This is a genomic window from Leclercia sp. UBA5076 (assembly GCF_002416465.1).
Classification (GTDB): domain Bacteria; phylum Pseudomonadota; class Gammaproteobacteria; order Enterobacterales; family Enterobacteriaceae; genus Enterobacter.
Map to the genome: position 1 here is coordinate 155,785 of NZ_DIAO01000011.1, position 25,549 is coordinate 181,333.

Here is a 25,549-nt window from a genome sequence, read left to right on the forward strand (position 1 = left end):
CTCTCGTCAGTACCGGCATAAGTCCTTTTATATCCTAATCCGCTCATTTTTGCGCAGATTAACATCACCCATGCAGCGGACACGATTGATTAATTCTTAAACATGGCACCGATTTTTTGCAGCGCCTGCGCCAGCTGCGCACGGGTAAAAGGCTTGCGCAGCAGCTCCACGTCCGGCAGCTGTGGGTTATGTGCCGGGCGCAGATCCTGGCCGCTCATCAATAGCACGGGGAGATGCGGGAACTGCTGGCGAACCTGCTGGATCACCTCCGCGCCGCTCAGGGTACCGGGAAGCATTAAGTCGCTGATAAACATCTCGATATCCGACGATGCGTTCAGCATCTGCAGCGCCTGCTCGCCAGTTTCCGCCTCCAGCGTCAGGTAGCCCAGCTGGTGCAGCTGTTCGCACAGGGTCTGGCGGACATCGCTCTGGTCGTCCAGCACCAGTACCAGCCGGTCGCTTTGTACCGCTGCGGCGGCCGCCAGCGTCTCTGGCTGGGGAAGTGCCTGCTGGGTGGCGCGGGGCAGATGCAGCCGCACGGTGGTGCCTTGCCCGGGCGCGCTTTCGATCTCCACCCGCCCGCCGGACTGGCGCACAAAGCCATACACCATCGACAGCCCCAGCCCGCTGCCGCTGCCGGTCTGCTTGGTGGTAAAGAAGGGTTCGAAGACCCGGGATTTAATGGCCTGCGACATCCCGCAGCCGTGGTCGATCACCTCCAGCGCCACCATATCCTGCCTGCGTCCGTCGCTGCGGGTGACGCGCTGGTTCCAGGTGCGGATTTTTATCACTCCACTTTGCCCTTCCATCGCATCCCGGGCGTTCATCACCAGGTTAATAATGGCGTTTTCCAGCTGGCTGATATCAATCCACGCCGGCCAGGCCGGGGTCTGCGCTTCGATCTCCAGTGAAAGGGTGGCGGGCAGGGAGTGGCGCATCAGCTCGGCCAGGTTTTCCAGCAGGGGTTTCATCTCCACCGCGTGCGGGTTCAGGGACTGTTTGCGGGAGAAGGCCAGCAGGCGCTGGGTCAACAGCGCCCCGCGCTCGGCGGCCTTCAGCGCGCGGCTGATGCGCAGCGCATCCGGTGAATGGGGGTCGGCCAGCTCCAGGCTGCCGATGATCACCGCCAGCAGGTTATTGAAATCATGCGCCAGCCCGCCCGTCAGCTGACCCACCGCCTTCATCTTCTGGCTGTGGAGCAGCGCCTCCTCCAGCCCCTGACGTTCAATGCGATCCACCTCCATCTGGGAGGTTTTCTCTTTCAGCAGCCGGGTGGTGTGCTCCAGCGAGGCGGTATTGCGGGCAAAGACGTTAAATGCCCGCGCCAGCTCGCCCAGCTCATCCCGCCGTTGCAGCGCAGGCACCGAGACATCCTGTTCCCCGTGGGCCAGCCGCGACATCGCCCGGGAGATGGCGGTCAGGTTGGTGCCCAGGTTGCGGTAGATGTACCAGCAGGCAAAGGCGGTAATGATCAGCGCCAGCACGGCGGAAAGGGTAATAAAGACGCTGATGGAGCGCAGCTCCTGATGGCTCTGGGCGGTACGCAGCTGGGATGCCTGCGCCACCTGCTCCACATACTGATTGATATCGCTGTTGAGGATCGCCACCAGCGCTTTGATGTGAAACATATACCAGCTGATCGACAGATCGCTCTCTTCCAGCTGCCGGGAGAGCGGGCCGAGCTTGTTCAGCTCGGCGTTAAAATCGGGCAGCACAAAGCCCACCACCGGCTGAGTGGCCCCAGGGGGCAGCATCGCCGTCACCGTATCAAGCTGCTGGATGGTCGCCCGCGGCGAAGGGGTTTCGATGGCGGCGACGATCAGCCGGTCCATCTCGCTGAGGAGGCGGGCATCGGGCACGTTACTGGCGAAGCGGCGGTTGATCTCCTGGAGATGACGGAGATAGCTCTGGCTCTGGTAGAGCGCGCTGAGCAGGGCATTACGCTCCAGGTGGCGTCGCTGTCCGCGCTCCAGCATCCCAGTCACGCTTTGTTGCAGCTCGTTGCTGCGCCGAATGATCCGCGCCACCAGCGCCGGCTCCTGCTGCGCCAGCGGCGCATCGGCAAGCTGCGCCAGCGAATGGCCCAACGCCGTCTGGGTCTGCTTTAGCCGGTTGGCTTCGTCTTTATATTCCAGCCCCCCCACCACCTGCGACAAACGTACCGCCGCCGTCGCCACGTTGGCGGTTTCCCGCGACAAATTCATGCTGCCGGTCATGTCGTCCAGCGTCTGGCGCTGCACCTGCTCCTGGATATGGCTGGCGTGGCGAAAGCCCAGCACCGCCACGCCGCTGACCATTAAGGTCACCGCCACCACCAGCAGATTGAAGATCAGCAGGCGGCCACGGGCGCTGGCGAAGAAGGGGGGACGGCGTGAAGGCATGTTGGCTCCGTGGCGTAACTGTGATCCACATTAACTATTCATAACTATGACAAATATGAACGACTTCTGACATTTTGCATTTACCGGGCTGTGATGAAGTGCGGATATCGAACGTCACAGGAGATCCGCCATGAGCAGGACCCCGGTTTTAGAGATGCGCAGCATTGCCAAAACCTTTGGCAGCTTTCACGCGCTGAAGGGTGTGGATCTGACGGTCTTCCCCGGTGAGATCCACGCGCTAATGGGTGAAAACGGCGCCGGAAAAAGTACGCTGATGAAAATTCTCGCCGGGGCTTACATCGCCACCAGCGGCGAGATCCTGATCGACGGCAAGCCGTTTCACATCAAAGGCCCAAAAGATGCCCTGGCGGCAGGCATCACCCTGATTTATCAGGAGATGCAGCTGGCACCAAACCTTACCGTGGCCGAAAACATCTTCCTCGGCAGCGAGCTGTCGCGCGGCGGGCTGGTGCAGCGTAAAGAGATGGCGGCCCAGGCCCAGGCGGTAATTGACCGGCTTGGCGCCCAGTTTAAGGCCACCGATCTGGTGATGAAGCTGACCATCGCCGAGCAGCAGCAGGTGGAGATTGCCCGCGCGCTGCACCGCAACAGCCGCATTCTGGTGATGGATGAACCCACCGCCGCCCTCTCCTCTCGCGAAACCCATCGTCTGTTTGAACTGATTTTGCGCCTGCGCGATGAAGGGATGGCGATCATCTACATCAGCCACCGCATGGCGGAGGTATATGAGCTGTCGGATCGCGTCAGCGTACTGCGTGACGGCCAGTACGTCGGCAGCCTGACCCGCGACAAGCTCAACGCCGCTGAACTGGTGCGGATGATGGTCGGGCGTCCGTTGAGCGATCTGTTCAATAAAGAGCGCGATATCCCTCTCGGCAGCCCGCGCCTGAATGTCCACCATCTGACCGACGGTGGCAAGGTGCAGCCCTGTAGCCTGCTGGTGCGCTCCGGCGAAATCGTCGGGCTCGCCGGGCTGGTGGGGGCCGGACGCTCAGAGCTGGCCCAGCTGATTTTTGGCGTGCGCAAGGCCACCGGCGGCATGATTGAGGTGGATGGCGAGCCGGTGGTGATCCACTCCCCGCGTGCCGCCATTGAGCACGGCATCGGTTTTTTAACCGAGAACCGCAAGGAGCAGGGGCTGTTCCTTGAGCTGGCGGCGCAGGAGAACATCACCATGGCGACGCTGGAGCGCGACGCCACCTTCGGCATGCTTAACCGCAAAAAAGCGCAGTCGATCTCCGATGACGCCATCGCCCTGCTTAACATTCGCGTGCCGCATTCCCAGGTGCGGGCGGGCGGCCTCTCCGGCGGCAATCAGCAGAAGCTGCTCATCTCCCGCTGGGTGGCGATTGGCCCGCGCATTCTGATCCTCGACGAGCCGACCCGCGGCGTGGATGTCGGGGCCAAAAGCGAGATCTACCGGATCATGAACCAGATGGCGCGCAAAGGGGTGGCGATCCTGATGATCTCCAGCGAACTGCCGGAAGTGGTGGGCATGAGCGATCGCGTCTATGTGATGCGCGAAGGGAGCATCGCCGGCGAGCTGCATCGGGCCGATATCACACAAGAAAACATTATGACGCTGGCAACCGGCGTTAACGACTCTCATCACCAGGCGGTAAAATCATGAGCCAACAAAATAGTCCGCAACAGGTGGCCAAAGCGGCCTCCGCCAAAAAAATGCTGATGGGCGATCTGATGCAAACCATCGGGATCCTGCCGATATTGATCCTGATTGTCGCCGTCTTTGGCTTTATCGCCCCGAACTTCTTCACCGAAAGCAACCTGCTGAACATTACCCGTCAGGCCTCCATCAATATCGTGCTGGCGGCGGGGATGACCTTCATCATTCTGACCGGCGGCATCGACCTCTCGGTAGGCTCGATTCTGGGCACCACCGCAGTGGCGGCGATGGTGGTGTCGCTGATGCCGGAGCTCTCCATGCTCTCGGTCCCGGCGGCCCTGATGCTCGGGCTGGTGCTGGGCACCATCAACGGGGCGCTGGTGGCCTTTGCCGGATTGCCCCCCTTTATCGTCACGCTCGGCACCTACACGGCGCTGCGCGGGGCGGCCTATCTGCTGGCGGACGGCACCACGGTGATTAACTCCAGCATCAGCTTTGAGTGGATCGGCAATAATTACCTCGGGCCGGTGCCATGGCTGGTGGTGATCGCCCTCGCGGTCATCGTCATCTGCTGGTTCATCCTGCGCCGCACCACCCTCGGGGTACACATTTATGCGGTGGGCGGCAACATGCAGGCGGCGCGCTTAACGGGCATCAAGGTCTGGATGGTACTGCTGTTTGTCTACGGCATGAGCGGCCTGCTCTCGGGTCTGGGCGGGGTGATGAGCGCCTCGCGACTCTACAGCGCCAACGGCAACCTCGGCACCGGCTATGAGCTGGACGCCATCGCCGCGGTGATCCTCGGCGGCACCAGCTTTGTCGGCGGCATCGGCACCATTACCGGCACGCTGGTGGGGGCGCTGATTATCGCCACCCTTAACAACGGCATGACGCTGATGGGCGTTTCCTACTTCTGGCAACTGGTGATCAAAGGGGCGGTGATCATCATTGCGGTACTGATCGACAAATACCGTACCCGACACCATCAAAGTGCATAACAACAATACCCTACATAACGAGGACGAAAAATATGCGTTTAAAACCTCTTGTTACCGCGCTCTGTGCTGGCGCACTGCTTGCAGCAACCCCGTTTGTCCAGGCCAAAGAGCTGAAGTCCATCGGCGTGACGGTGGGTGACCTGGCCAACCCGTTCTTTGTGCAGATCACCAAAGGGGCGGAGCTGGAAGCACGCAAACTGGCGGGAGATAACGTGAAAGTGACGCTGGTCTCCAGCGGTTACGATCTCGGCCAGCAGGTGTCGCAGATTGATAACTTCATCGCCGCTAAGGTCGATATGATCATTCTTAACGCCGCAGACTCGAAGGGGATCGGCCCGGCGGTGAAGCGCGCGAAAGATGCCGGGATCGTGGTGGTGGCGGTTGACGTGGCGGCAGAGGGTGCCGATGCGACCATCACCTCCAACAACACCCAGGCGGGCGAGATGGCCTGTAAGTTGATTACCGACCGTCTGAAAGGCAAAGGCAACGTGGTCATCATCAACGGACCGCCGGTCTCTGCGGTACAGAACCGCGTGGAAGGGTGCCAGACCGAATTTAAAAAACATCCGGATATCAAGGTGCTCTCGGATAACCAGAACGCCAAGGGCAGCCGTGAAGGCGGGCTGGAGGTGATGACCTCGCTGCTGGCCGCCAATCCGAAGATCGACGGCGTGTTCGCCATCAACGATCCGACGGCGATCGGGGCCGATCTGGCGGCGAAACAGGCGCAACGTAACGAGTTCTTTATCGTTGGCGTGGATGGTTCCCCGGATGCGGAAGAGGCGCTGAAGCGCGAAAACTCCCTCTTTATCGCCACCCCGGCGCAGGACCCGCAGGTGATGGCGGCGAAAGCGGTGGAGATTGGCTATGGCATTCTGCAGGGTAAACCGGCGCCGAAAGAGCCGGTGCTGATCCCGGTGACGATGATCGATAAGAACAACGTCGGCACCTATAAGGGCTGGACGGTTAAGTGAGATCGGTGCAGAGCCTCTTTATCAGGGGCTCTGCATATCACGTAAGGAGTTACCATGAAACGCTCCGAAATTAACGAAATCCTCGGCCACACGCGGCAGTTTTTCTCCATGCACGATGTGCATTTGCCCCCCTTTGCCAGCTTTCCCCCTGCCCGCTGGCAGCAGCTCGACGCACAGGCCTGGCGCGAGGTGTTCGATCTTCGCCTCGGCTGGGACGTGACCGCCTTCGGCGGCGATAACTTCGCCGCCCAGGGGCTGACCCTTTTTACCCTGCGCAACGGCTCGCCCGGCGGCAAGCCGTGGGCCAGATGCTATGCGGAAAAGATCATGCACGTGCGCGACGGGCAGGTCACGCCGCTGCATTTCCACTGGCGCAAACGCGAGGACATCATTAACCGCGGCGGCGGCAATCTGATTCTGGAGCTGTGGAACGCCGATGAAAATGAGCAGAAAGAGGATGGCGATATTACGGTCTCCATCGACGGGTGCCAGCAGACCCACGCGGCAGGCAGCCATATCCGTCTCGCGCCGGGAGAGAGCATCTGTCTGCCGCCCGGTTTGTACCACAGCTTCTGGAGTGAGGCGGGTTTTGGGGATGTGCTGGTGGGCGAGGTCTCCTCGGTGAATGATGACGACACCGACAACCACTTCCTGCACCCCACCGCCCGCTATAACAACATTGATGAAGACGAACCGGCCGTGCTGGTGCTGTGTAACGAGTACAGCCTGTTTCGTCTGTAAGGAGTGAACATGCCGCTTATCTCTCTCGCCGACGGGCTGGCGCACGCCCGGGAACAGCGTTACGCGCTGGGGGCGTTTAACGTCCTCGACTCTCACTTCCTGCGGGCGCTCTTTGCCGCGGCCCGCCAGGAGAGCTCGCCCTTTATCATCAACATTGCCGAAGTGCACTTTAAGTACGTGTCGCTCGATTCCCTGGTGGAGGCGGTGAAGTTCGAAGCCGCCCGGCATGACATCCCGGTGGTGCTGAACCTCGATCACGGTCTGCATTTCGAGGCGGTGGTGCGGGCGCTGCGTCTGGGGTTCAGCTCGGTGATGTTCGATGGTTCCACGCTGAGCTACGAGGAGAACATCCGCCAGACGCGGGAAGTGGTGAAGATGTGCCACGCGGTGGGCGTGTCGGTGGAGGCGGAGCTGGGCGCGGTGGGGGGCGATGAGGGCGGCGCCCTGTACGGTCACGCCGACGAAGCCTTTTTCACCGATCCGGCCCTTGCGCGGGAATTTGTCGATCAGACCGGCATTGATGCCCTGGCGGTAGCCATCGGCAATGCCCACGGCAAGTACAAGGGGGAGCCGAAGCTCGATTTTACGCGCCTTGACGCTATCCGCCAGCAAACCGGCCTGCCGCTGGTGCTGCACGGCGGCTCCGGGATCGGTGACGCCGATTTTCGCCGGGCCATTGAGCTTGGGATCCACAAAATTAACTTCTATACCGGCATGTCCCAGGCGGCGCTGGGGGCCGTGGAGCAGCGCATGGCCAACCGGCAGCCGCTGTATGACGAGTTTGCTGAGCTGCTGCTGGGCATCGAAGAGGCGATTACCGACACCGTCGCCGCGCAGATGCGCATCTTCGGCAGCGCGGGGCAAGCATAATGGAACGCCGGGGCATTATCGCGGCGGGTAATATGCTGGTGGACCATGTCCACCAGATTGTGCAGTGGCCGGAGCGCGGCTGGCTGGCGGAGATCACCCACAGCGAGCGCGCCACCGGCGGCGCACCGCTCAACGTGCTGTTAACCGTGGCAAAAATGCATACCGGGATCCCGCTACAGGCGGTCGGGCTGGTGGGGGAGGATAACGACGGGGATTACATTCTCGCCATGCTCGACCAGTATCACGTCAACCGCCAGCGGGTACAGCGCACCACCTTTGCCCCAACCTCCATGTCGCAGGTAATGATCGACCCCAGCGGCCAGCGCACCTTTTTCCACTCACCGGGGGCGAACCGCCTGCTGGATCTGCCCGCCTTTGACCGGCTCGATTACAGCATGAAGATCTTCCATCTGGGCTATCTGCTGCTGCTCGACAGCCTGGATATGCCGGACGAAGAATATGGCACCCGCAGCGCGCGGCTGCTGGCGCAGATGCGCGATCTGGGGTTTAAAACGTCCCTCGATCTGGTGTCGCGTAAGGGCGATCCGCGCTATCAGCCGCTGGTGCTCCCTGCCCTGCGCCATCTCGACTATCTGGTGATCAACGAGCTGGAGGCGGGCGAGTTCAGCGGCCTGCCGATGCGCGATGACCAGGATACGCCGGTGATCGTTAATATTGCCGCGGCGGCGGCAGATCTGCTGGCGGCGGGGGTGACGTCACGGGTAGTGATCCACTGCCCGGAGGGGGCGTGGGGTCAGGAGCCGGGCCAGGCGGGAAGCTGGCTCCCCTCGTGGCGGCTTACGCAGGAGGAGATTGTCGGCAGCGTCGGGGCTGGCGATGCCTTCTGCGCCGGATTTTTGTATGGCTGCCACGAATCGCTGTCGCTGACGGAGAGTATTCAGATGGCGCACGCCTGCGCCCGGGCCAGCCTGCTGGCCGCCAACGCCATCGACGGGGCAAAAACGTTGCAGGAGCTACAGCTGTTTATTGAGGAGAACCCCCTGGTCTAGGCCGCCCTGTCGCCATGCTGCACGTCGGCGGCAAAGACATAGCCCAGCCCGCGGATGGTTTTAATCAGCAGCGGCTGATGGGGATTGATTTCGATTTTCCGTCGCAGGCGCATGATTAGCACGTCGATGGTGCGGTCAAACACCTCCGCGCTTTCGCTGTGGGTCAGCTCCAGCAGCTGTTCCCGGCTCAACACCCGCCGGGCATTCTGGGTAAGCGCCAGCAGCAGACCGTATTCGCCCTGGGTCAGGGAGACCACGTTGCGCGCGGCGTCAATCAGCTCACAGCGGGCGGTATCCAGCGTCCAGCCGTTAAAGCCGATCCCGCCCGCCCGCGGGACCGCCGCAGGCTCTGCCGCCAGCGCGCCGGTGCGGCGGAGCACAGCTTTAACGCGCGCCACCACCACCCGGGGGTTAAAGGGTTTGCCGATATAATCGTCCGCCCCCATCTCCAGCCCCACCACCACATCCGACTCGCTACCAAGACCCGTGAGCATAATGACCGGCAGCTCAGGACGCTGTTTTTGCAGCTGCTGTAACACCTGCAGGCCGTTGATATCCGGCAGCATCATATCGAGCAAAACCAGTGCAATATCCGGCATCTGGCTGGCCAGACGCAGCGCATCCTGCCCGTTGTGGCAGACATGGACGGTAAAGACGTGCTCGTTGAGAACGTCCTGCAACAGTTCGCAGACCGCGGTGTCGTCATCGACCACCAGAATTGCTGGTTTCATTACGGGACCCCATAGAGAAGATAAAGATCAGTCTGGCCCATTCTGTGCAAGGCTCCAGCCCAAACGCTTTTTCCATCACGAATCTTCAACCGCCGTCACATCCCCCGTCACTTCCGCCGCCGCAATTTTTGCCGCAGGCCTGTTTTTCGTCAGGGTATTGCCCAGGATTCACCCGTAAAGTCAGGGGAAAACCACAACAAGAATGCGGCTTAGAGGCGGCATACTCAACCGACATATCAGCATCATATGAAACTGGAGCGAGATCGATGAAAAACGTCATCACGGTTTGCCCCTATTGCGCATCAGGTTGCAAGATCAACCTGGTGGTCGATAACGGCACAATCGTCCGGGCGGAGGCGGCCAACGGCAAAACCAACCAGGGCACGCTGTGCCTGAAGGGTTACTTCGGCTGGGATTTTATTAACGATACCCAAATCCTCACCCCGCGGCTGAAAAGCCCGATGATCCGCAGAACGCGCGGCGGCAAGCTGACGCCTGTTTCGTGGGAAGCGGCGCTGGATTATGTGGCCAGTCGCCTCACCGCCATCAAGAAAAAGCACGGCCCGGATGCGATCCAGACCACCGGCTCGTCACGCGGCACCGGGAATGAAACCAACTATCTGATGCAGAAGTTTGCGCGCGCCGTTATCGGCACCAATAACGTCGACTGCTGCGCCCGCGTCTGACACGGCCCCTCGGTTGCAGGTCTGCACCAGTCGGTCGGCAATGGCGCCATGAGCAATGCCATCAACGAGATTGATAACACTGCGTTAGTCTTTATTTTTGGCTATAACCCGGCGGATTCGCACCCGATTGTCGCCAACCATATTCTGCGCGCGAAACAGAACGGGGCAAAAATCATCGTCTGCGATCCGCGGCGCATCGAAACCGCCCGCATTGCCGATATGCATATCGCATTGCGAAACGGCTCGAACATCGCCCTGCTCAACGCCATCGGCCACGTGATTATTGCCGAGCAGCTCTACGATCGGGCCTTCGTTGCCAGCCGCACGGAGGGCTTTGATGAGTACCGTGAGATCGTTGAACGCTATACGCCGGAGTCGGTGGAGAGCATTACCGGCGTAAGTGCGGGGGAGATCCGTCAGGCGGCACGTCTGTATGCCGGGGCCAACACCGCTACCCTGCTGTGGGGCATGGGGGTGACCCAGTTCTGGCAGGGGGTGGAAACCGTGCGTGCGCTCACCAGCCTTGCCATGCTGACCGGCAATCTCGGCAAAGCCCATGTGGGGGTCAACCCGGTGCGTGGCCAGAATAACGTGCAGGGGGCATGCGACATGGGGGCACTGCCGGATACCTATCCGGGCTACCAGTACGTTAAGTTTCCGGAAAACCGCGAGAAATTTGCCAAAGCCTGGGGCGTGGAGAGCCTGCCGGCGAACCCCGGCTACCGTATCAGCGAGCTGCCGCACCGCGCGGCCCACGGCGAGGTGCGGGCGGCGTACATCATGGGCGAAGACCCGCTGCAAACCGATGCTGAGCTCTCGGCGGTGCGCAAAGCTTTTGACGATCTGGAGCTGGTGATTGTCCAGGATATCTTTATGACCAAAACCGCGGCGGCGGCGGACGTGATCCTCCCCTCCACCTCCTGGGGCGAGCATGAAGGGGTCTACACCGCAGCCGATCGCGGCTTCCAGCGCTTCTTCAAAGCCGTGGAGCCAAAGTGGGACCTGAAAACCGACTGGCAGATTATCAGCGAGATTGCCACCCGGATGGGTTATCCGATGCACTACGACAACACCCAGCAAATCTGGGACGAGCTGCGCCAGCTCTGCCCGGCCTTTAAGGGGGCAACCTACGAGAAGATGGGCGAGCTGGGCTATATCCAGTGGCCCTGCCGGGACGAGTCGCCGGAAGATCGGGGCACCTCGTACCTGTTCGCCGAGAAATTCGATACCCCGAACGGGCTGGCGCAGTTCTTCACCTGCGACTGGATGGCGCCGATGGATACGCTGTCGCCAGAGTATCCGATGGTGCTCTCCACCGTGCGCGAAGTGGGTCACTACTCCTGCCGCTCCATGACCGGCAACTGTGCGGCGCTGTCGGCGCTGGCGGATGAGCCCGGCTATGTACAAATCAACACCGGGGATGCCAAACAGCTGGGCATTGAGGATGACGCCCTGGTGTGGATCACCTCACGTAAAGGCCGGGTCATCACCCGGGCCCAGGTGAGCGATCGGCCAAACAAAGGTGCGGTATACATGACCTACCAGTGGTGGATTGGTGCCTGCAACGAGCTGGTAACGGAAAACCTGAGCCCGATAACCAAAACGCCGGAATATAAATATTGTGCCGTGCGCCTCGAGCCGATAGCGGATCAGGTTGCCGCCGAGCGCTATGTTATCGATGAATATAATGCGTTGAAAAAGCGTTTACGGGAAACCGCGATGGGATAACCTGTAATTAACGGAACAGCGAATAAAGAGGGATGAATTATTCACCCCTCTTTTATTTATGAAATATAAATTTAAAAACCGAATATTATTTTGCGAGCAGTATTCCATAGAAATGTAATTTCGCACAAAAAAAATTACATCTTTTCTTTTTACTTCAGAGGGATAAGATTATCGGCGGGTGCTTAAGGCTTTCTGTCTTAAGCCGTATTGAGGGACAGAAAGTGAAAAACCCCGGAAATGTTTCCATTAACCGGGGCTATCCCTCAACTACCCAACAAGTTGAGGATAGCCCCTTCTTCTTTTGTTAGCAAGGAGTAAAGGGCATGACGCCATTAAAATATGTCGCAGGCATAATAGTTATTATTTGTCTGACTATCGTGATATTCGCCTTTATTAATCGCGGTAAGTTATGCGAACTCACAATAAAGAGTGAACAACACGAAGTGGCGGCTAAATTAGCCTGCGCAGCAGGCTAACTTCAGCGGGCGGGGAGACCCGCCCGGCTTGTGGGAGGTTGAGGTCTTAATGCACCCATTTTTTTCTTCACATCACGCGCTTATACTGCCCGGTATCTACTCCTACGAAAATAACGCATGAAACCTCTTTATCTGTTGTTGATCCTTTTTACTTCTCTGGCGAGCGCCGAGGAGGTTGGCGGCCAGTACCGGAAGCAGGCTGAGGCGGGCGACAGCCGTGCCCAGTATTACCTTGCCGAAACATATTACAGCTCGGGTGATGATAAGCAGGCCGAAACCTGGGCCGAAAAAGCAGCGAAAAACGGCGATATCGATGCCATGGCCCTGCTGTCCCAAATCAAGTTAAAGCACGGCGATTTCGCTCAGGCCAAAGGGCTGGCGCAGCAGGCCACGGTGGCGGGCAGCTCGCCGGGCGCGGTGATGCTGGCGCGTTTGCTGGTAAACACCCGGGCCGGGAAGACCGACTATCCGCAGGCGCTGAGCTTACTGCACAAGGTCGCTGAGAATACCGAAGACGACGCCGCCGTTGATGCCCAGCAGTTGCTGGGGCTGATCTACGCCAACGGCGTGGAAGTGGCGCAGGATGATGTGCAGGCCGCGCGGTGGTTTAAGCAAAGCTCCACGCTGTCACGCACAGGCTATGCGGAGTACTGGGCGGGCCAGATCTTTAAGCAGGGCGAGGAGGGATTTATCACCCCCAATAAACAGAAGGCGCTCTACTGGTTGAATCTGAGCTGTAGCGAAGGGTTTGATACCGGATGTGAGGAGTTTGATGCGTTAAGCGGGGAGTAAATGCCCGGCGGCACTATGTTTGCCGGGCCTAAGGTCATGTAGGCCGGGTAAGCGAAGCGTCACCCGGCTTTTCACTTTACTGGTCAGCCGTCTTATCAAACCGCCCCAGCACCTCGCGCTCATAGGCCAGCGCTTTTTTACGGTCGAACTTATGTTCCCACTTGGCAATCACCAGCACCGCCAGCGCGTTACCCACCACGTTCAGCGCGGTACGCGCCATGTCGAGGATACGGTCAACACCGGCGATAAACGCCAGTCCTTCCAGCGGAATACCCACACTGCCCAGGGTCGCAAGCAGCACCACAAACGACACGCCCGGCACGCCGGCAATGCCTTTCGAGGTCACCATCAGCGTCAGCACCAGAACGATCTCCTGCCACAGGGAGAGGTCAATGCCGTACAGCTGGGCAATAAAGATCGCGGCGATACTCTGGTACAGCGTGGAGCCATCAAGGTTAAAGGAGTAGCCGGTCGGCACCACGAAGCTGGTGATCGACGCCGGCGCGCCGTAAGCCTCCATCTTCTGGATGATGCGCGGCAGCACGCTTTCAGAGCTGGCGGTGGAGTACGCCAGAATTAGCTCGTCCTTCAGGATGCGGATCAGGATCCAGATGCTCAGCCCGCACATGCGCGCCACTAAGCCCAGCACCACCAGCGCGAAGAAGATGATGGCGAAATGCACCAGCAGCACCAGCTTCGCCAGCGGCCACAGGGAGGCAAAACCGAAGTTCGCCACCGTCACCGAGATCAGCGCAAACACCCCTACCGGCGCATAGCGCATCACCATGTGGGTCACTTTAAACATGGTTTCAGAGATGGAGCGGAACACGGTCACCAGCGGCTCGCGGTGGGCGGAGGGCAGCGACGCCAGCCCCAGACCAAACAGCACCGAGAAGAAGATAATCGGCAGCATTTCGCCCTTCGCCATCGACGCCACGATATTCGTTGGCACCAGCGACAGGATCGTCCCCATCAGGCCATGAGAGTGGCTCTGCACATCGGCGGTTGTGCTCTGGTATTTCGAAATATCCACCGTCGCCAGCTGCGACATATCAATGCCCGCCCCCGGCTGGAACAGATTCGCCAGCGTGATGCCGAGAACAATGGCCACCGTAGTGATCACTTCGAAATAAAGGATAGTTTTCGCGCCGATGCGGCCCAGTTGCTTCGCGTCACCCACCCCGGCAATCCCCACCACCAGCGTCGAGATGACAATCGGCACCACAATCATCTTGATCAGATGAATAAAGATATCGCCGGCCGGTGACAGTAAGTTGGCGATCAGCCATTCGCGGCTGTCACTGTGATAATGCAGATAACTACCCAGCAAGATACCCAGCACAAGGGCCAGCAAAATTTGCCAGGCCAGGCTGACTTTCAAATTTTTCATAACAAGAGACTTCCTCAACGAAGTGTTCGTACTCGTAAAACGAAGGGGACGACACATACTGAAAGGGTATGAATTGTGTTGCGTTCATTTATGGGGTTTTTTAACGCGCGGTATCAGTACCATTTGCACGGCATGCTGCGCAAGCCTTTAAGAACGAGGCATTTGACTGACAAAAAAGGTCATTACGCTAATTTATATTGGTGATGATAAATAACCTTTTGTAATGAAAACGCTTTTTTATCCATAAAAGCAAATAATCTACAAGAGCAATTATTTTCCTTCAAAGTGTCATTTGCGCGTTTTTTGTTCTCTTTAACATTTGCGTGATCTGTCGCCCAAATAGTAAACAAAGCTGCCAAAGCCCCTACAATTAACGTTTTTGCGACATATTATTAACATCCTACAAGGAGAACAAAAACCATGAGCCAAGTCCATAAACACGACATTCCCGCAAATATTGCGGACCGCTGCCTGATTAACCCTGAGCAGTACCAGGAGAAGTATCAACACTCCATCACCAACCCTGACGCCTTCTGGGGCGAGCAGGGCAAAATCCTTGACTGGATCACGCCCTATCAGACGGTCAAGAACACCTCTTTTGCCCCAGGTAACGTCTCTATTAAATGGTATGAAGACGGTACGCTGAACCTGGCCGCCAACTGTCTGGATCGCCATCTCGCCGAGCGCGGTGACCAGACGGCGATCATCTGGGAGGGCGACGACGCCACCCAGAGCAAAAATATCACCTACCGTGAACTGCACCGCGATGTCTGCCGCTTTGCTAACGTGCTGCTGGCGCAGGGCATCAAGAAAGGCGACGTGGTTGCCATCTATATGCCGATGGTGCCGGAAGCGGCCGTGGCGATGCTGGCCTGCGCCCGCATCGGCGCCGTGCACTCCGTGATCTTTGGCGGCTTCTCGCCGGAAGCGGTGGCCGGGCGCATTATCGACTCCAGCTCCAAACTGGTGATCACCGCCGACGAAGGCGTGCGTGCTGGCCGTGCCGTTCCGCTGAAAAAGAACGTCGATGACGCGCTGAAAAACCCCAATGTAAACAGCGTCAACAGTGTGATTGTGCTCAAGCGCACCGGCAACGCCATTGAATGGCATGAGGGGCGCGACCTCTGGTGGAGCGACCTGATTGAACAGGCCAGCGACCAGCACCAGCCGGAAGCGATGAATGCGGAAGATCCGCTGTTTATCCTCTATACCTCCGGCTCCACCGGCAAGCCGAAGGGCGTCCTGCACACCACCGGCGGCTATCTGGTCTATGCGGCCACCACCTTTAAGTATGTCTTTGATTATCATCAGGGCGATATCTACTGGTGCACCGCCGATGTGGGCTGGGTCACCGGCCACAGCTACCTGCTGTATGGTCCGCTGGCCTGCGGCGCCACCACCCTGATGTTTGAAGGGGTGCCAAACTGGCCGACGCCGGCGCGCATGAGCCAGGTGGTGGACAAACACCAGGTCAATATTCTCTACACCGCCCCGACCGCAATCCGCGCCCTGATGGCGGAAGGCGATAAGGCGATTGAAGGCACCGACCGCTCCTCCCTGCGTATCCTCGGTTCCGTGGGTGAGCCCATCAACCCGGAAGCCTGGGAGTGGTACTGGAAGAAGATCGGCAACGAGAAATGTCCGGTGGTCGATACCTGGTGGCAGACCGAAACCGGCGGGTTCATGATCACCCCGCTGCCGGGCGCCACTCAGCTGAAAGCCGGTTCCGCGACCCGTCCGTTCTTTGGCGTTCAGCCTGCGCTGGTGGATAACGAAGGCACGCCGCTGGAAGGGGCCACCGAAGGCAACCTGGTCATCACCGACTCCTGGCCGGGTCAGGCGCGCACCCTGTTTGGCGATCACGATCGCTTTGAGCAGACCTACTTCTCCACCTTCAAAAATATGTACTTCAGCGGCGACGGCGCGCGTCGTGATGAAGATGGCTACTACTGGATCACCGGCCGCGTGGACGACGTGCTGAACGTCTCCGGCCACCGTCTGGGGACCGCCGAGATCGAATCAGCCCTCGTGTCGCATCCGAAAATCGCCGAAGCGGCGGTGGTCGGTATTCCACACAACATCAAAGGCCAGGCGATCTATGCCTACGTCACCTTAAACCATGGCGAAGAGCCGTCACCCGAGCTCTATACCGAAGTGCGTAACTGGGTGCGGAAAGAGATTGGCCCGCTTGCCACCCCGGACGTGCTGCACTGGACCGACTCGCTGCCGAAAACCCGCTCCGGCAAAATCATGCGCCGTATTCTGCGCAAGATTGCGGCGGGGGATACCAGCAATTTAGGCGACACCTCTACGCTCGCCGATCCTGGCGTGGTGGACAAACTGCTCGAAGAGAAGCAGGCCATCGCAATGCCATCGTAATACCCTCACCTTAGCCCTCTCCCTTAAAGGGAGAGGGGAATATAAAAACCACCCCAAAGGATTTCGCGTTGCAGGCACGTGACTGCTCAGGCTGCGTGAAAACCGAAGGGGGATACCTCTGGAGATTCTGTGATGAATGACAATATTTGTCAGCAGATAGAGAACAGTGCGCACTACAGGGAGCTGGTGGATAAACGGCAACGGTTTGCCTTCATTCTCTCTATTATCATGCTGATCATCTACGTGGGCTTTATCCTGCTGATCGCTTTTGCGCCGCACTGGCTGGGCACGCCGCTGCATGCGGGCACCAACGTCACGCGCGGCATCCCTATCGGTATCGGTGTGATCGTCGTTTCGTTTGTGCTGACCGGCGTCTACGTCTGGCGCGCTAACGGTGAGTTCGACCGTCTGAACAAAGCGGTACTGCGCGAGGTGAAAGCATCATGAAGAGAGTCCTGACGGCGCTTGCCGCCGCCCTCCCCCTCGCGGCAAATGCCGCCGATGCCATTGGCGGCGCGGTTGAACGCCAGCCGACCAACTGGCAGGCGATTGTGATGTTCCTGATCTTCGTGGTGCTGACGCTGTACATCACCTACTGGGCGTCGAAACGCGTGCGTTCCCGTAACGATTACTACACCGCGGGCGGCAACATTACCGGTTTCCAGAACGGGCTGGCCATCGCCGGTGACTTTATGTCGGCGGCCTCTTTCCTCGGCATCTCCGCGCTGGTCTATACCTCCGGCTACGACGGGCTGATCTACTCTCTGGGCTTCCTCGTCGGCTGGCCGATCATCCTGTTCCTGATCGCCGAACGCCTGCGTAACCTGGGGCGTTATACCTTTGCCGACGTGGCATCCTATCGCCTGAAACAGGGGCCGATTCGTACCCTTTCCGCCTGCGGCTCGCTGGTGGTGGTAGCCCTCTACCTGATTGCCCAGATGGTGGGGGCCGGCAAGCTGATCCAGCTGCTGTTCGGCCTGAACTACCATGTCGCGGTGGTGCTGGTGGGGGTGCTGATGGTGATGTATGTCCTGTTTGGCGGCATGCTCGCCACCACCTGGGTGCAGATCATCAAAGCGGTACTGCTGCTGTTCGGCGCCAGCTTTATGGCCTTTATGGTGATGAAGCATGTCGGCTTCAGCTTTAATAACCTCTTTACCGAAGCGATGGCGGTACACCCGAAAGGGGAAGCGATCATGAGCCCCGGCGGGCTGGTGAAAGATCCGATCTCGGCGCTGTCGTTAGGGCTGGGCCTGATGTTTGGTACCGCGGGCCTGCCGCACATTCTGATGCGTTTCTTCACGGTGTCAGATGCGCGCGAAGCGCGGAAAAGCGTCTTCTACGCCACCGGCTTTATGGGTTACTTCTACATCCTGACCTTTATCATCGGCTTCGGCGCCATCATGCTGGTGGGTGCAAACCCGGCCTTCAAGGATGCGGCGGGCGCGCTGATTGGCGGCAACAACATGGCGGCAGTCCATCTGGCTGACGCGGTGGGCGGCAACCTGTTCCTCGGCTTTATCTCCGCCGTGGCCTTCGCCACAATTCTGGCGGTGGTGGCTGGCCTGACCCTGGCGGGTGCTTCTGCGGTCTCCCACGACCTCTATGCCAACGTCTGGCGTAAAGGCGCCTCTGAACGCGACGAACTGAAGGTCTCCAAAATCACCGTTCTGGTCCTGGGGGTCGTCGCCATTCTGTTGGGGATCCTGTTCGAAAATCAGAACATCGCCTTTATGGTGGGGCTGGCCTTCTCCATTGCGGCAAGCTGCAACTTCCCGATCATTCTGCTCTCTATGTACTGGTCGAAGCTGACCACCCGCGGAGCGATGATTGGCGGCTGGCTCGGCCTGCTGACGGCGGTGATCCTGATGATCCTCGGTCCGACCATCTGGGTGCAGATCCTCGGCCACGAAAGCGCCATCTTCCCGTATGAGTACCCGGCGCTCTTCTCCATCGCCGTGGCCTTTATCGGCATCTGGGTCTTCTCGGCAACTGATAACTCGCCGGAAGGCAACCTGGAGCGCGAGAAGTTCCGCGCCCAGTTTATCCGCTCCCAAACCGGCCTGGGTGTCGAACAGGGCCGCGCGCACTAAAACCCCCTCCCCGGCCACTGGTCGGGGATCACATTTTTTTCCCCTTCTGGTGACGTTTATCACGTCGCCAGAACAGAAAAAGCCGATGCGGATCACAGGCTTTATCTGCAATCCGCAACGTCCATCACACTTTTCCCTATTCCACGCCGATCCCCCGCTTTCCCTACCCGCGGTATACAGACAACCCCGACCGCAGTTTTTATTCTTTAGTTACAGCGACTCGCCGAGGCTTCTGGCAAAGCGCTCCAGCCGCGCCGGGCTCAGCAACAGCGGCAGGAAGAGCGGGCTGCTGGCGGGCGGATCTGTCAGCCAGCGATCCAGGGTGTCGCTGAAGTGCAGCAGCCGCTGCTGATGCTGCTTCAGGATGTCGGCAGGCAGACTTTGCGGACCGTAGTGATCCAGCCACACGACGTCGGTCACGGCGGCGGCGACGTGAGAGAACATCTGGCTGTAGATCTCCGCGCTGCGCCAGGCGGCCAGCAGGATCGCCAGGGTGTCGTCCGGGCAGGTCATACGCGGCATCAGTTCACGCAGGTTGTGCAGCGTACGTGACGCCAGGAAGCAGGCGGCCTCTTTTTCCAGCGCTACCCGCTCACGCTGCTCTTTGCCAAGGGCGGGATCGTCGGCGGGCATCAGCGGCTGCCAGGCGTGCAGCCAGTTAGCGCTACGGGTGTCCGTATGGAGCAATTGCTGCGCCTGGGCGATGCTCTCCGGGATCTGGCTCTGGTAGTGCAACCGCCGTCCGAGGAAGTTTGGCGTTTTGCACAGCCAGTCGTAGCTGGCGTGGAGGATGGCCGAAAGCTGATGTTTGTCCGCCAAAGCGCGAAAGCCGAACTGATGGTGTTCCGCCCAGCGCTCGAAGGTAGCGGGCAGCGCGGCATCGGCGGCATGGTTGGCGGCAGAGAGGCCAAACAGGTTGATGGCGTTGACGGAGTCCATCACCCGGCTGTCGGGTAACCACTGCCAGCTCACGCGGGAGGTAATCGCTTCGATTTCGTTTTCTGTGGCGCTGAGCGCCCAGCTTAAGCGGCCACCAATCTCATCGGCCAGATAGCACGGCAGTGCGCTCCAGCCGTAGCCGATACCGAAGAGATCGTACTCGATCCACTTTTTATGACCCGGCAGGGTGGCGATGTTGGGATGGTTGGCAAAACCGGGGTGGTAATCCAGCTCGGTGGCTTTTACCGAGGCGCGCACGTCGTCCGGGAGCGTCGCCAGAATGCCGGAGAGCTGCTGTCGCGGCCAGCTGTTGTCAATGAAGTCGCGCAGGATGAGCTTTTTTCCCTGGGCGCGCAGCAGGCTCCAGACATCATGCAGGCTTTGCTGCCAGCGGCTGGTCTGAAAGTCTGGCGTCGTCAGGCTGAGAATAAGCCCGCCGAGATGGGGCAGCGCCTGTAAAAGCGGATGCAGTATCGCGGCATAAAAAGGGTGCCAGAAATCGGGCGCGTGCTTTTCGTCGAACGTCAGTTCCGGAAATTTACGCTTAATAATGTCGTCATTGGGCGCGGCCTCACCCTGAAGCCAGAACGATAAATTATTTTCCGCCAGGTAACGGTCGACGCGTTTTAAATAGTGCAGGGCGTAATTTTGCTGATGAATAAGGTTCTCGACGTTGAGTTTCTGGCTTAACGGCGAGGGCGTCGCAAGTATTGAAAGCAGTTCCTGTTGGTGCAGGATGATGCCAGTGAAACCGTGCTGTTTCGCGCTTTTTACCCCCTGAATAAACCAGGGCCAGTGCCAGATAAACGTGCTGTTCAGCTCCATCAGTTGATGGGGAATACGTTTCATTGCGTCACCTGCTGATATTAATTCTGTTATTTAATCGAGGATGCCATGAAAAAATATGCTCTGGTCGGGACTGGCGGTCGCGCGGGTTTATATATTTCCGCCATCGGTGGCGCCTGGCGGGAAAATGCCAGACTGGTCGCGTTCTGTGATACTAACAAGACGCGCATGCAGTACGCCAATCAGTTATTAAAAAACGAAGGGGCGGATCCGGTTTCCACCTGGCAGGCGGCGCAGTTTGAAGAGATGATCCGCGAGACGCAGCCCGATGTCGTCATTGTCACCACCATGGACCGCACCCATGACGACTACATCGTTCGCGCCCTGCACGCCGGCTGCGATGTGATCACCGAAAAGCCGATGACCATCGACGAACAGCGCGCCCTGCGCATACTCGATGCCATTGAAGAGACGGGCCGTAGCGTGCGCGTGGCCTTCAACTACCGCTACGCGCCGCACCACAGTAAAGTGCGCGAACTGCTGATGCAGGGGACGATCGGCAAGGTCACCTCGGTCCATTTCGAGTGGCTGCTTAACACCGAACACGGCGCGGACTACTTCCGCCGCTGGCATCGGGAAAAGCGCAACAGCGGCGGCCTGCTGGTGCATAAATCCACCCACCACTTCGATCTGATGAACTTCTGGCTGGGCAGCTACCCGGAACGGGTTTACGCCGAAGGCAGCCTGCAGTTCTACGGCAGGGAGAATGCGGAGAAGCGCGGCGTGACCCGGTTCTACCCGCGCGCCCACGGCTTTGCCGACGCGAAAGACGACCCGTTTGCGCTGCATATGGAAGAGAATGCGCAACTTAAGGCGCTCTATCTGGACGCCGAACACGAAGATCGCTACTTCCGCGACCAGAGCGTCTTCAGCGACGGGATCACCATCGAAGATACGATGTCGGTGCTGGTGAAATACCAGAACCAGGTTCAGCTCACCTACTCCCTCAATGCCTACCTGCCGTGGGAAGGGCTGAATGTGGTCTTTAACGGCACCGAAGGGCGTCTGGAGATGAAGATTGTCGAGAAGTCCTACGTCAACGCCGGGGGAGAGCGGGAAAATGAGGGCAGCCTGGAGCAGTGCGACCTCACCGTCTTCCCGATGTTTGCCGAACCCTGGAAAGCGGAATTCAGCCTCGGTGAAGGGGGGCACGGCGGCGGCGACAACGCGATGCTGGCCGACCTGTTCGGCGCGCCACGCCACGATCCGCTGCAGCGCGCAGCCGACCACCGTGCCGGGGCCATGTCTATCCTCACCGGCATTGCGGGCAATATCTCCATGCAGCAGCAGCGTCCGGTCAACTTTAAGGAGTTTGAGCTGGTATCCCGTCTGACGAAACGCTAAGCGTCTCACGCCGGCGCGGCCCGCTGCCGCGCCGGAACCGCCGGTAGTATTGTGCAGTTACTCACCTGTTTAATAACAATATTTATGCCTCTGTTCCGGAGACAATAATGAAAAAACTCGTTTCAGGTGTTATCGCATCGCTGTTATTTTCCTGTACCTCTGTCTGGGCACAATCGCCCGTTGAACTACGCATGTCGTGGTGGGGTGGCAACAGCCGCCACCAGGCGACACTGAAAGCGCTGGAAGCCTTCGAAAAAGCGCATCCGGAGATTAAGGTGAAGCCCGAATATACCGGCTGGGACGGGCATCTTTCGCGCCTGACCACCCAGATGGCGAGCGGCACCGAGCCGGACGTAATGCAGACCAACTGGCCCTGGCTGATCCTCTTTTCCAAAAACGGCGAAGGGTATTACGACCTGAATAAGCTGAAAGCGGAGCTCGATTTAAGCCAGTACCAGGCGCAGGATCTGCAATCGACCACGGTGAAAGGCAAGCTCAATGGCCTGCCGATTTCGGTCAACGCCCCGGTCTTTTACTACAACGACGTCACCTGGCAGAAAGCCGGGCTGGCGTATCCGAAAACCTGGGACGACTTTTTTGCCGCCGGGAAAGTGTTCCAGCAGACGCTGGGCAACAACTACTACCCCTACGCCATGGTCGATCAGGATGTCATTTTGCTGCTCAATGCGTACATGATGCAGACCCACCAGAAGTCGATGTTCAACAGTGATGGCACCTTCGCCTGGAACGACGCGCAGTGGGTCGAGGCCTTCGATTTTGTGAAACGTCTGAGCGACGACCACGTTCTGCCGTCGCCAAAGACCCTCTCTTCCTACGGCAAGGGCAACCTCTATGAGATGAAGCCGTGGATTAACGGTGAGTGGGGCGGGCTCTTCACCTGGAACATCACCATTCGCATGTTTGCCAACAACATGACGCCACCGGCGAAACTGGTGCTGGGCGATTACGTGATGCAGCCCGGCACAGAGGAGTCCGGGGTCTACTTCAAAACGGCACAGATGCTGTCGGTGGCAAAATCCACTAAACATCCGAAAGAGGCGGCGATTCTGGTGAATTACCTGCTTAACGATCCGCAGTCGGTGGAGGCTCTTGGGCTGGAGCGCGGCATTCCGCTCAACAAGGCGGCGGAGGCGCAGCTGACGGAGAAAGGGGTGATTGACCCGCAGGATCCGGTGATTGCCGGGCTACGCCAGGCGCAGTCGCTGCACACCACAGTTGTCGCCACGCCCTATATTGAGGACTTGCAGGTGATCGACCAGTTCACCTCGGCGCGGGAAAAACTGGAGCAGGGCCAGGCATCCGCTCAGGTCGCGGCGGATTTCCGCCAGAAGGTGGAGCGGATTGTGCGGCGGTTGAACCGTTAGCGCCGCATTCAGAACCGGTAGGCCGGGTAAGCGCAGCGCCACCCGGCATTTATCAGAACATCACCCACGCCACCAGCGGCGCCACCAGCACCATCACCACGCCGGAGAGCATCATCACCAGGCTTGCCACCACGCCCTCCTGCTGGCCCAGCTCGTAGGAGCGCGCGGTGCCCGCCCCGTGGGAGGCCGCGCCAAACCCGGCCCCTTTCGCCATCCCTTCGCGAATGGAGAGGCGCAGAAAAAGCATGTCCCCTACCGCCATACCAAACACCCCGGTGACCACCACGAACAGCGCCACCAGATCCGGCTGTCCGCCGAGCGGTTTTGCCGCCGCCAGGGCAAAGGGCGTGGTGACGGAGCGTACCGCCAGGCTGCGCTGGATCTCGTCCGACAGGGTAAACAACCGCGCCAGCCAGACCGAGCTGGTGACGGCCACCACCGTGGCGGTGATCACCCCGGCGGAGAGCGACATCCAGTGGCGTTTTATCACCGCGAGGTTGTCGTAGACCGGCACCGCAAAGGCGATGGTCGCCGGACCCAGCAGCCACAGCAGCCAGTGCGCTTCGCCAATATAGTTCTGCCACGAGATATGCCCCCACACCAGCATCATCACCAGCAGGATCGGGGTGAAAACCAGCGGCATCAGGGGCAGTTTACGGAAGCGGCGGTAGAGGCGCTTGTTGGCAAAATAGATAATCAGCGTCACCACCAGGCAGAGGACGCTGACCTGAAAGTTAGTCATGTTTCTGCCTGCTGATTTCAAAGCGGTAGACTTTATCCACCACCCACGCGGTCGCGCCCAGCACCATCAGCGTGCTCAGGGCGATCACCGCAAAGATACGCCAGCCGTCCACCATCAGCAGTTGGACGTAATTGACTACCGCCACCACTGCCGGAACGAAAAAGAGCAGCATCTCCGCCAGCAGCCAGCGCGACCCCGCCCGCACCCAGCTGAGAGGAATAACGCGACAGAGGATCAGGCTGAACATCAGCACCATGCCGACCAGATTGGCCGGCAGCGGCAGATGGAGCCAGCGAACAAGGTATTCAGCGAAGACAAAAAGAGCGGCATAGAGCAGGACCTGAACCGGTACCTGGAGTCGTTGCACGACGGCAGGCGTAACGCGACCTAACGCCACGGTCATGGGGGATTTCCTCAAAATGAGACGGAGCGCCAGTATAGTCAGCGCCCGTAATTGACTGAAATGAATTAAAATCATCAAAGGTATAGTTTCGAGGAATAGTCATGGACATACGCACGCTGCGTTACTTTGTCGAAGTGGTCCGCCAGCAGAGTTTTACCCGCGCCGCGGAGAAGCTCTTTGTTACCCAGCCCACCATCAGCAAAATGCTGAAAAACCTCGAAGATGAACTCAACTGTACCCTGCTGATCCGCGACGGGCGCAAGCTGCTGCTGACCGACACAGGCCGCGTGGTGTTTGAGCGCGGGCTGGCGATCCTGGCGGAGTTTCGCCAGCTGGAGGCCGAGCTTGGCGACATCAACCACCTGAACAAGGGCATACTGCGCCTCGGCATCCCGCCAATGGTGGGAATGATGATGGCGGGACCCATCGGCCTGTTTCGCCAGCGTTATCCCGGCGTGGAGCTAAAAATTTCTGAATTTGGCGGCTTAACCGTCCAGCAGGCGGTGATCAACGGCGAGCTGGATCTGGCCATGACCGCCCTGCCGGTGGAAGAGGATAGCGGTCTGACAGCGCTGCCGCTGTTCAGCCATCCGCTCTGTGTGCTGGTGCCGCGCTCCGGCAGCTGGCTGTCGCTCGACGCCATCAACCCTGAACTCCTCGCCGAGCATCCGCTGCTGATCTACAACGAAGATTTTGCCCTCAGCCGCCAGCTGATGCAGCTGTTCAACCAGCACGGCGTTAAGCCGCGTATCGCGGTGCGCAGCGGGCAGTGGGACTTTCTGGCCGCCATGGTGCAGGCGGGGGTGGGAATTGCCATCCTGCCGCAGCCCATCTGCGAACGGCTGGATAAAAAGACCCTGCGCTGGATCCCGCTCCAGAGCGATCTGCACTGGCAGCTGGGGATGATCTGGCGGGAAGGGGTCTATCTGTCGCACAGCGCTCAGGCGTGGTTGAAATGTTGTGAAGGGTTTTGGGTGGGAGAATAGCGCCGGGTGG

21 protein-coding genes are annotated in these 25,549 nt (G+C 59.2%); 15 read left to right on the top strand and 6 right to left on the bottom strand.

The features are described from left to right. Positions 1-89: 89 nt before the first annotated feature. On the bottom strand, positions 90-2,381 hold the full coding sequence (locus B3X29_RS11260; RefSeq protein WP_290539959.1) for a hybrid sensor histidine kinase/response regulator: 2,292 nt from the start codon (positions 2,379-2,381) through the stop codon (positions 90-92). A 130-nt stretch (positions 2,382-2,511) separates the two neighbouring features. Between B3X29_RS11260 and B3X29_RS11265 the strand changes: the two genes are divergently transcribed. Genes B3X29_RS11265 through B3X29_RS11290 form a run of 6 tightly spaced genes read left to right on the top strand, consistent with a single transcriptional unit; the run spans position 2,512 to position 8,619 of the window. Next, entirely contained in the window at positions 2,512-4,032 is a 1,521-nt protein-coding gene (locus tag B3X29_RS11265) for a sugar ABC transporter ATP-binding protein (RefSeq protein WP_156653742.1), read from the top strand. Beyond that, positions 4,029-5,024: an ABC transporter permease subunit gene (locus tag B3X29_RS11270; protein WP_103177892.1), complete on the top strand. Its 996-nt coding sequence runs from the start codon at positions 4,029-4,031 to the stop codon at positions 5,022-5,024. Before B3X29_RS11265 ends, B3X29_RS11270 begins: the two co-directional genes overlap by 4 nt. A gap of 32 nt (positions 5,025-5,056) precedes the next feature. Further along, positions 5,057-5,998, top strand: a complete 942-nt coding sequence (locus tag B3X29_RS11275; RefSeq protein WP_103177891.1) for an ABC transporter substrate-binding protein — start codon at positions 5,057-5,059, stop codon at positions 5,996-5,998. Positions 5,999-6,052: 54 nt separating this feature from the next. After that, positions 6,053-6,739, top strand: a complete 687-nt coding sequence (locus tag B3X29_RS11280; protein WP_103177890.1) for a D-lyxose/D-mannose family sugar isomerase — start codon at positions 6,053-6,055, stop codon at positions 6,737-6,739. A 9-nt stretch (positions 6,740-6,748) separates the two neighbouring features. Next, positions 6,749-7,609 (top strand): ketose 1,6-bisphosphate aldolase, encoded by an 861-nt coding sequence (locus B3X29_RS11285; protein ID WP_159340256.1) that lies wholly within the window; start codon positions 6,749-6,751, stop codon positions 7,607-7,609. Beyond that, a complete protein-coding gene (locus tag B3X29_RS11290) occupies positions 7,606-8,619 on the top strand; it encodes a carbohydrate kinase family protein (RefSeq protein WP_159340278.1) in 1,014 nt (337 codons plus the stop codon). Before B3X29_RS11285 ends, B3X29_RS11290 begins: the two co-directional genes overlap by 4 nt. On the opposite strand, the gene B3X29_RS11295 is transcribed toward B3X29_RS11290, so the two are convergent. Further along, positions 8,616-9,350 carry a response regulator gene (locus tag B3X29_RS11295; RefSeq protein ID WP_103177887.1) on the bottom strand — a complete coding sequence of 245 codons (735 nt, stop codon included), beginning with the start codon at positions 9,348-9,350 and terminating at the stop codon, positions 8,616-8,618. The genes B3X29_RS11290 and B3X29_RS11295 overlap by 4 nt on opposite strands. A gap of 266 nt (positions 9,351-9,616) precedes the next feature. On the opposite strand from B3X29_RS11295, the gene fdhF reads away from it, so the two are divergent. The 3 genes from fdhF (at position 9,617) to B3X29_RS11310 (ending at position 13,032) form a co-directional block, all read left to right on the top strand. Continuing rightward, on the top strand, positions 9,617-11,764 hold the full coding sequence (gene fdhF / locus B3X29_RS11300) for a formate dehydrogenase subunit alpha (protein ID WP_159340257.1): 2,148 nt from the start codon (positions 9,617-9,619) through the stop codon (positions 11,762-11,764). A 323-nt stretch (positions 11,765-12,087) separates the two neighbouring features. Next, positions 12,088-12,240, top strand: a complete 153-nt coding sequence (locus B3X29_RS11305; RefSeq protein WP_103177885.1) for a Hok/Gef family protein — start codon at positions 12,088-12,090, stop codon at positions 12,238-12,240. 117 nt (positions 12,241-12,357) lie between these two features. Continuing rightward, a complete protein-coding gene (locus tag B3X29_RS11310) occupies positions 12,358-13,032 on the top strand; it encodes a tetratricopeptide repeat protein (RefSeq protein WP_290539965.1) in 675 nt (224 codons plus the stop codon). Between the two features lie 76 nt (positions 13,033-13,108). On the opposite strand, the gene gltP is transcribed toward B3X29_RS11310, so the two are convergent. Then, complete coding sequence (gltP, locus tag B3X29_RS11315) at positions 13,109-14,422, bottom strand: glutamate/aspartate:proton symporter GltP (RefSeq protein WP_103177883.1); 1,314 nt, start codon at positions 14,420-14,422, stop codon at positions 13,109-13,111. A 420-nt stretch (positions 14,423-14,842) separates the two neighbouring features. On the opposite strand from gltP, the gene acs reads away from it, so the two are divergent. From acs to actP, 3 genes are all read left to right on the top strand, one after another. Continuing rightward, positions 14,843-16,801 (top strand): acetate--CoA ligase, encoded by a 1,959-nt coding sequence (gene acs / locus B3X29_RS11320; protein ID WP_103177882.1) that lies wholly within the window; start codon positions 14,843-14,845, stop codon positions 16,799-16,801. A 132-nt stretch (positions 16,802-16,933) separates the two neighbouring features. Next, complete coding sequence (locus B3X29_RS11325) at positions 16,934-17,248, top strand: DUF485 domain-containing protein (RefSeq protein ID WP_103177881.1); 315 nt, start codon at positions 16,934-16,936, stop codon at positions 17,246-17,248. Further along, on the top strand, positions 17,245-18,894 hold the full coding sequence (actP, locus tag B3X29_RS11330) for a cation/acetate symporter ActP (RefSeq protein ID WP_103177880.1): 1,650 nt from the start codon (positions 17,245-17,247) through the stop codon (positions 18,892-18,894). The genes B3X29_RS11325 and actP overlap by 4 nt, the downstream gene beginning before the upstream one ends. A gap of 210 nt (positions 18,895-19,104) precedes the next feature. On the opposite strand, the gene B3X29_RS11335 is transcribed toward actP, so the two are convergent. Then, positions 19,105-20,682 (bottom strand): hypothetical protein, encoded by a 1,578-nt coding sequence (locus tag B3X29_RS11335; RefSeq protein ID WP_156653736.1) that lies wholly within the window; start codon positions 20,680-20,682, stop codon positions 19,105-19,107. A gap of 45 nt (positions 20,683-20,727) precedes the next feature. Here B3X29_RS11335 and B3X29_RS11340 point away from each other — a divergent pair, with 45 nt between their 5' ends. Together B3X29_RS11340 and B3X29_RS11345 are read left to right on the top strand one after the other, a co-directional pair. Further along, the gene (locus B3X29_RS11340; protein ID WP_103177878.1) at positions 20,728-22,023 is read left to right on the top strand and encodes a Gfo/Idh/MocA family protein; all 1,296 of its coding nucleotides are present in this window, start codon (positions 20,728-20,730) and stop codon (positions 22,021-22,023) included. A 107-nt stretch (positions 22,024-22,130) separates the two neighbouring features. Then, on the top strand, positions 22,131-23,408 hold the full coding sequence (locus B3X29_RS11345) for an ABC transporter substrate-binding protein (RefSeq protein ID WP_159340259.1): 1,278 nt from the start codon (positions 22,131-22,133) through the stop codon (positions 23,406-23,408). 52 nt (positions 23,409-23,460) lie between these two features. On the opposite strand, the gene B3X29_RS11350 is transcribed toward B3X29_RS11345, so the two are convergent. Beyond that, the gene (locus B3X29_RS11350; protein ID WP_103177876.1) at positions 23,461-24,150 is read right to left on the bottom strand and encodes an LrgB family protein; all 690 of its coding nucleotides are present in this window, start codon (positions 24,148-24,150) and stop codon (positions 23,461-23,463) included. Continuing rightward, entirely contained in the window at positions 24,143-24,553 is a 411-nt protein-coding gene (locus tag B3X29_RS11355) for a CidA/LrgA family protein (protein ID WP_103177875.1), read from the bottom strand. Before B3X29_RS11355 ends, B3X29_RS11350 begins: the two co-directional genes overlap by 8 nt. Positions 24,554-24,654: 101 nt before the next feature. On the opposite strand from B3X29_RS11355, the gene B3X29_RS11360 reads away from it, so the two are divergent. Next, a complete protein-coding gene (locus B3X29_RS11360; RefSeq protein ID WP_103177874.1) occupies positions 24,655-25,539 on the top strand; it encodes a LysR family transcriptional regulator in 885 nt (294 codons plus the stop codon). Positions 25,540-25,549 lie beyond the last annotated feature (10 nt).

Bases quoted from the DNA above. Each gene is read 5' to 3' on its own strand.
- B3X29_RS11355 (WP_103177875.1), bottom strand. From the start codon at position 24,553: ATGACCGTGGCGTTAGGTCGCGTTACGCCTGCCGTCGTGCAACGACTC.
- B3X29_RS11345 (WP_159340259.1), top strand. From the start codon at position 22,131: ATGAAAAAACTCGTTTCAGGTGTTATCGCATCGCTGTTATTTTCCTGT.
- actP (WP_103177880.1), top strand. From the start codon at position 17,245: ATGAAGAGAGTCCTGACGGCGCTTGCCGCCGCCCTCCCCCTCGCGGCA.
- B3X29_RS11335 (WP_156653736.1), bottom strand. From the start codon at position 20,682: ATGAAACGTATTCCCCATCAACTGATGGAGCTGAACAGCACGTTTATC.
- B3X29_RS11360 (WP_103177874.1), top strand. From the start codon at position 24,655: ATGGACATACGCACGCTGCGTTACTTTGTCGAAGTGGTCCGCCAGCAG.
- B3X29_RS11340 (WP_103177878.1), top strand. From the start codon at position 20,728: ATGAAAAAATATGCTCTGGTCGGGACTGGCGGTCGCGCGGGTTTATAT.
- gltP (WP_103177883.1), bottom strand. From the start codon at position 14,422: ATGAAAAATTTGAAAGTCAGCCTGGCCTGGCAAATTTTGCTGGCCCTT.
- B3X29_RS11260 (WP_290539959.1), bottom strand. From the start codon at position 2,381: ATGCCTTCACGCCGTCCCCCCTTCTTCGCCAGCGCCCGTGGCCGCCTG.
- B3X29_RS11285 (WP_159340256.1), top strand. From the start codon at position 6,749: ATGCCGCTTATCTCTCTCGCCGACGGGCTGGCGCACGCCCGGGAACAG.
- B3X29_RS11270 (WP_103177892.1), top strand. From the start codon at position 4,029: ATGAGCCAACAAAATAGTCCGCAACAGGTGGCCAAAGCGGCCTCCGCC.
- B3X29_RS11350 (WP_103177876.1), bottom strand. From the start codon at position 24,150: ATGACTAACTTTCAGGTCAGCGTCCTCTGCCTGGTGGTGACGCTGATT.
- acs (WP_103177882.1), top strand. From the start codon at position 14,843: ATGAGCCAAGTCCATAAACACGACATTCCCGCAAATATTGCGGACCGC.
- B3X29_RS11310 (WP_290539965.1), top strand. From the start codon at position 12,358: ATGAAACCTCTTTATCTGTTGTTGATCCTTTTTACTTCTCTGGCGAGC.
- B3X29_RS11265 (WP_156653742.1), top strand. From the start codon at position 2,512: ATGAGCAGGACCCCGGTTTTAGAGATGCGCAGCATTGCCAAAACCTTT.
- B3X29_RS11280 (WP_103177890.1), top strand. From the start codon at position 6,053: ATGAAACGCTCCGAAATTAACGAAATCCTCGGCCACACGCGGCAGTTT.
- B3X29_RS11295 (WP_103177887.1), bottom strand. From the start codon at position 9,350: ATGAAACCAGCAATTCTGGTGGTCGATGACGACACCGCGGTCTGCGAA.
- B3X29_RS11275 (WP_103177891.1), top strand. From the start codon at position 5,057: ATGCGTTTAAAACCTCTTGTTACCGCGCTCTGTGCTGGCGCACTGCTT.
- B3X29_RS11305 (WP_103177885.1), top strand. From the start codon at position 12,088: ATGACGCCATTAAAATATGTCGCAGGCATAATAGTTATTATTTGTCTG.
- B3X29_RS11325 (WP_103177881.1), top strand. From the start codon at position 16,934: ATGAATGACAATATTTGTCAGCAGATAGAGAACAGTGCGCACTACAGG.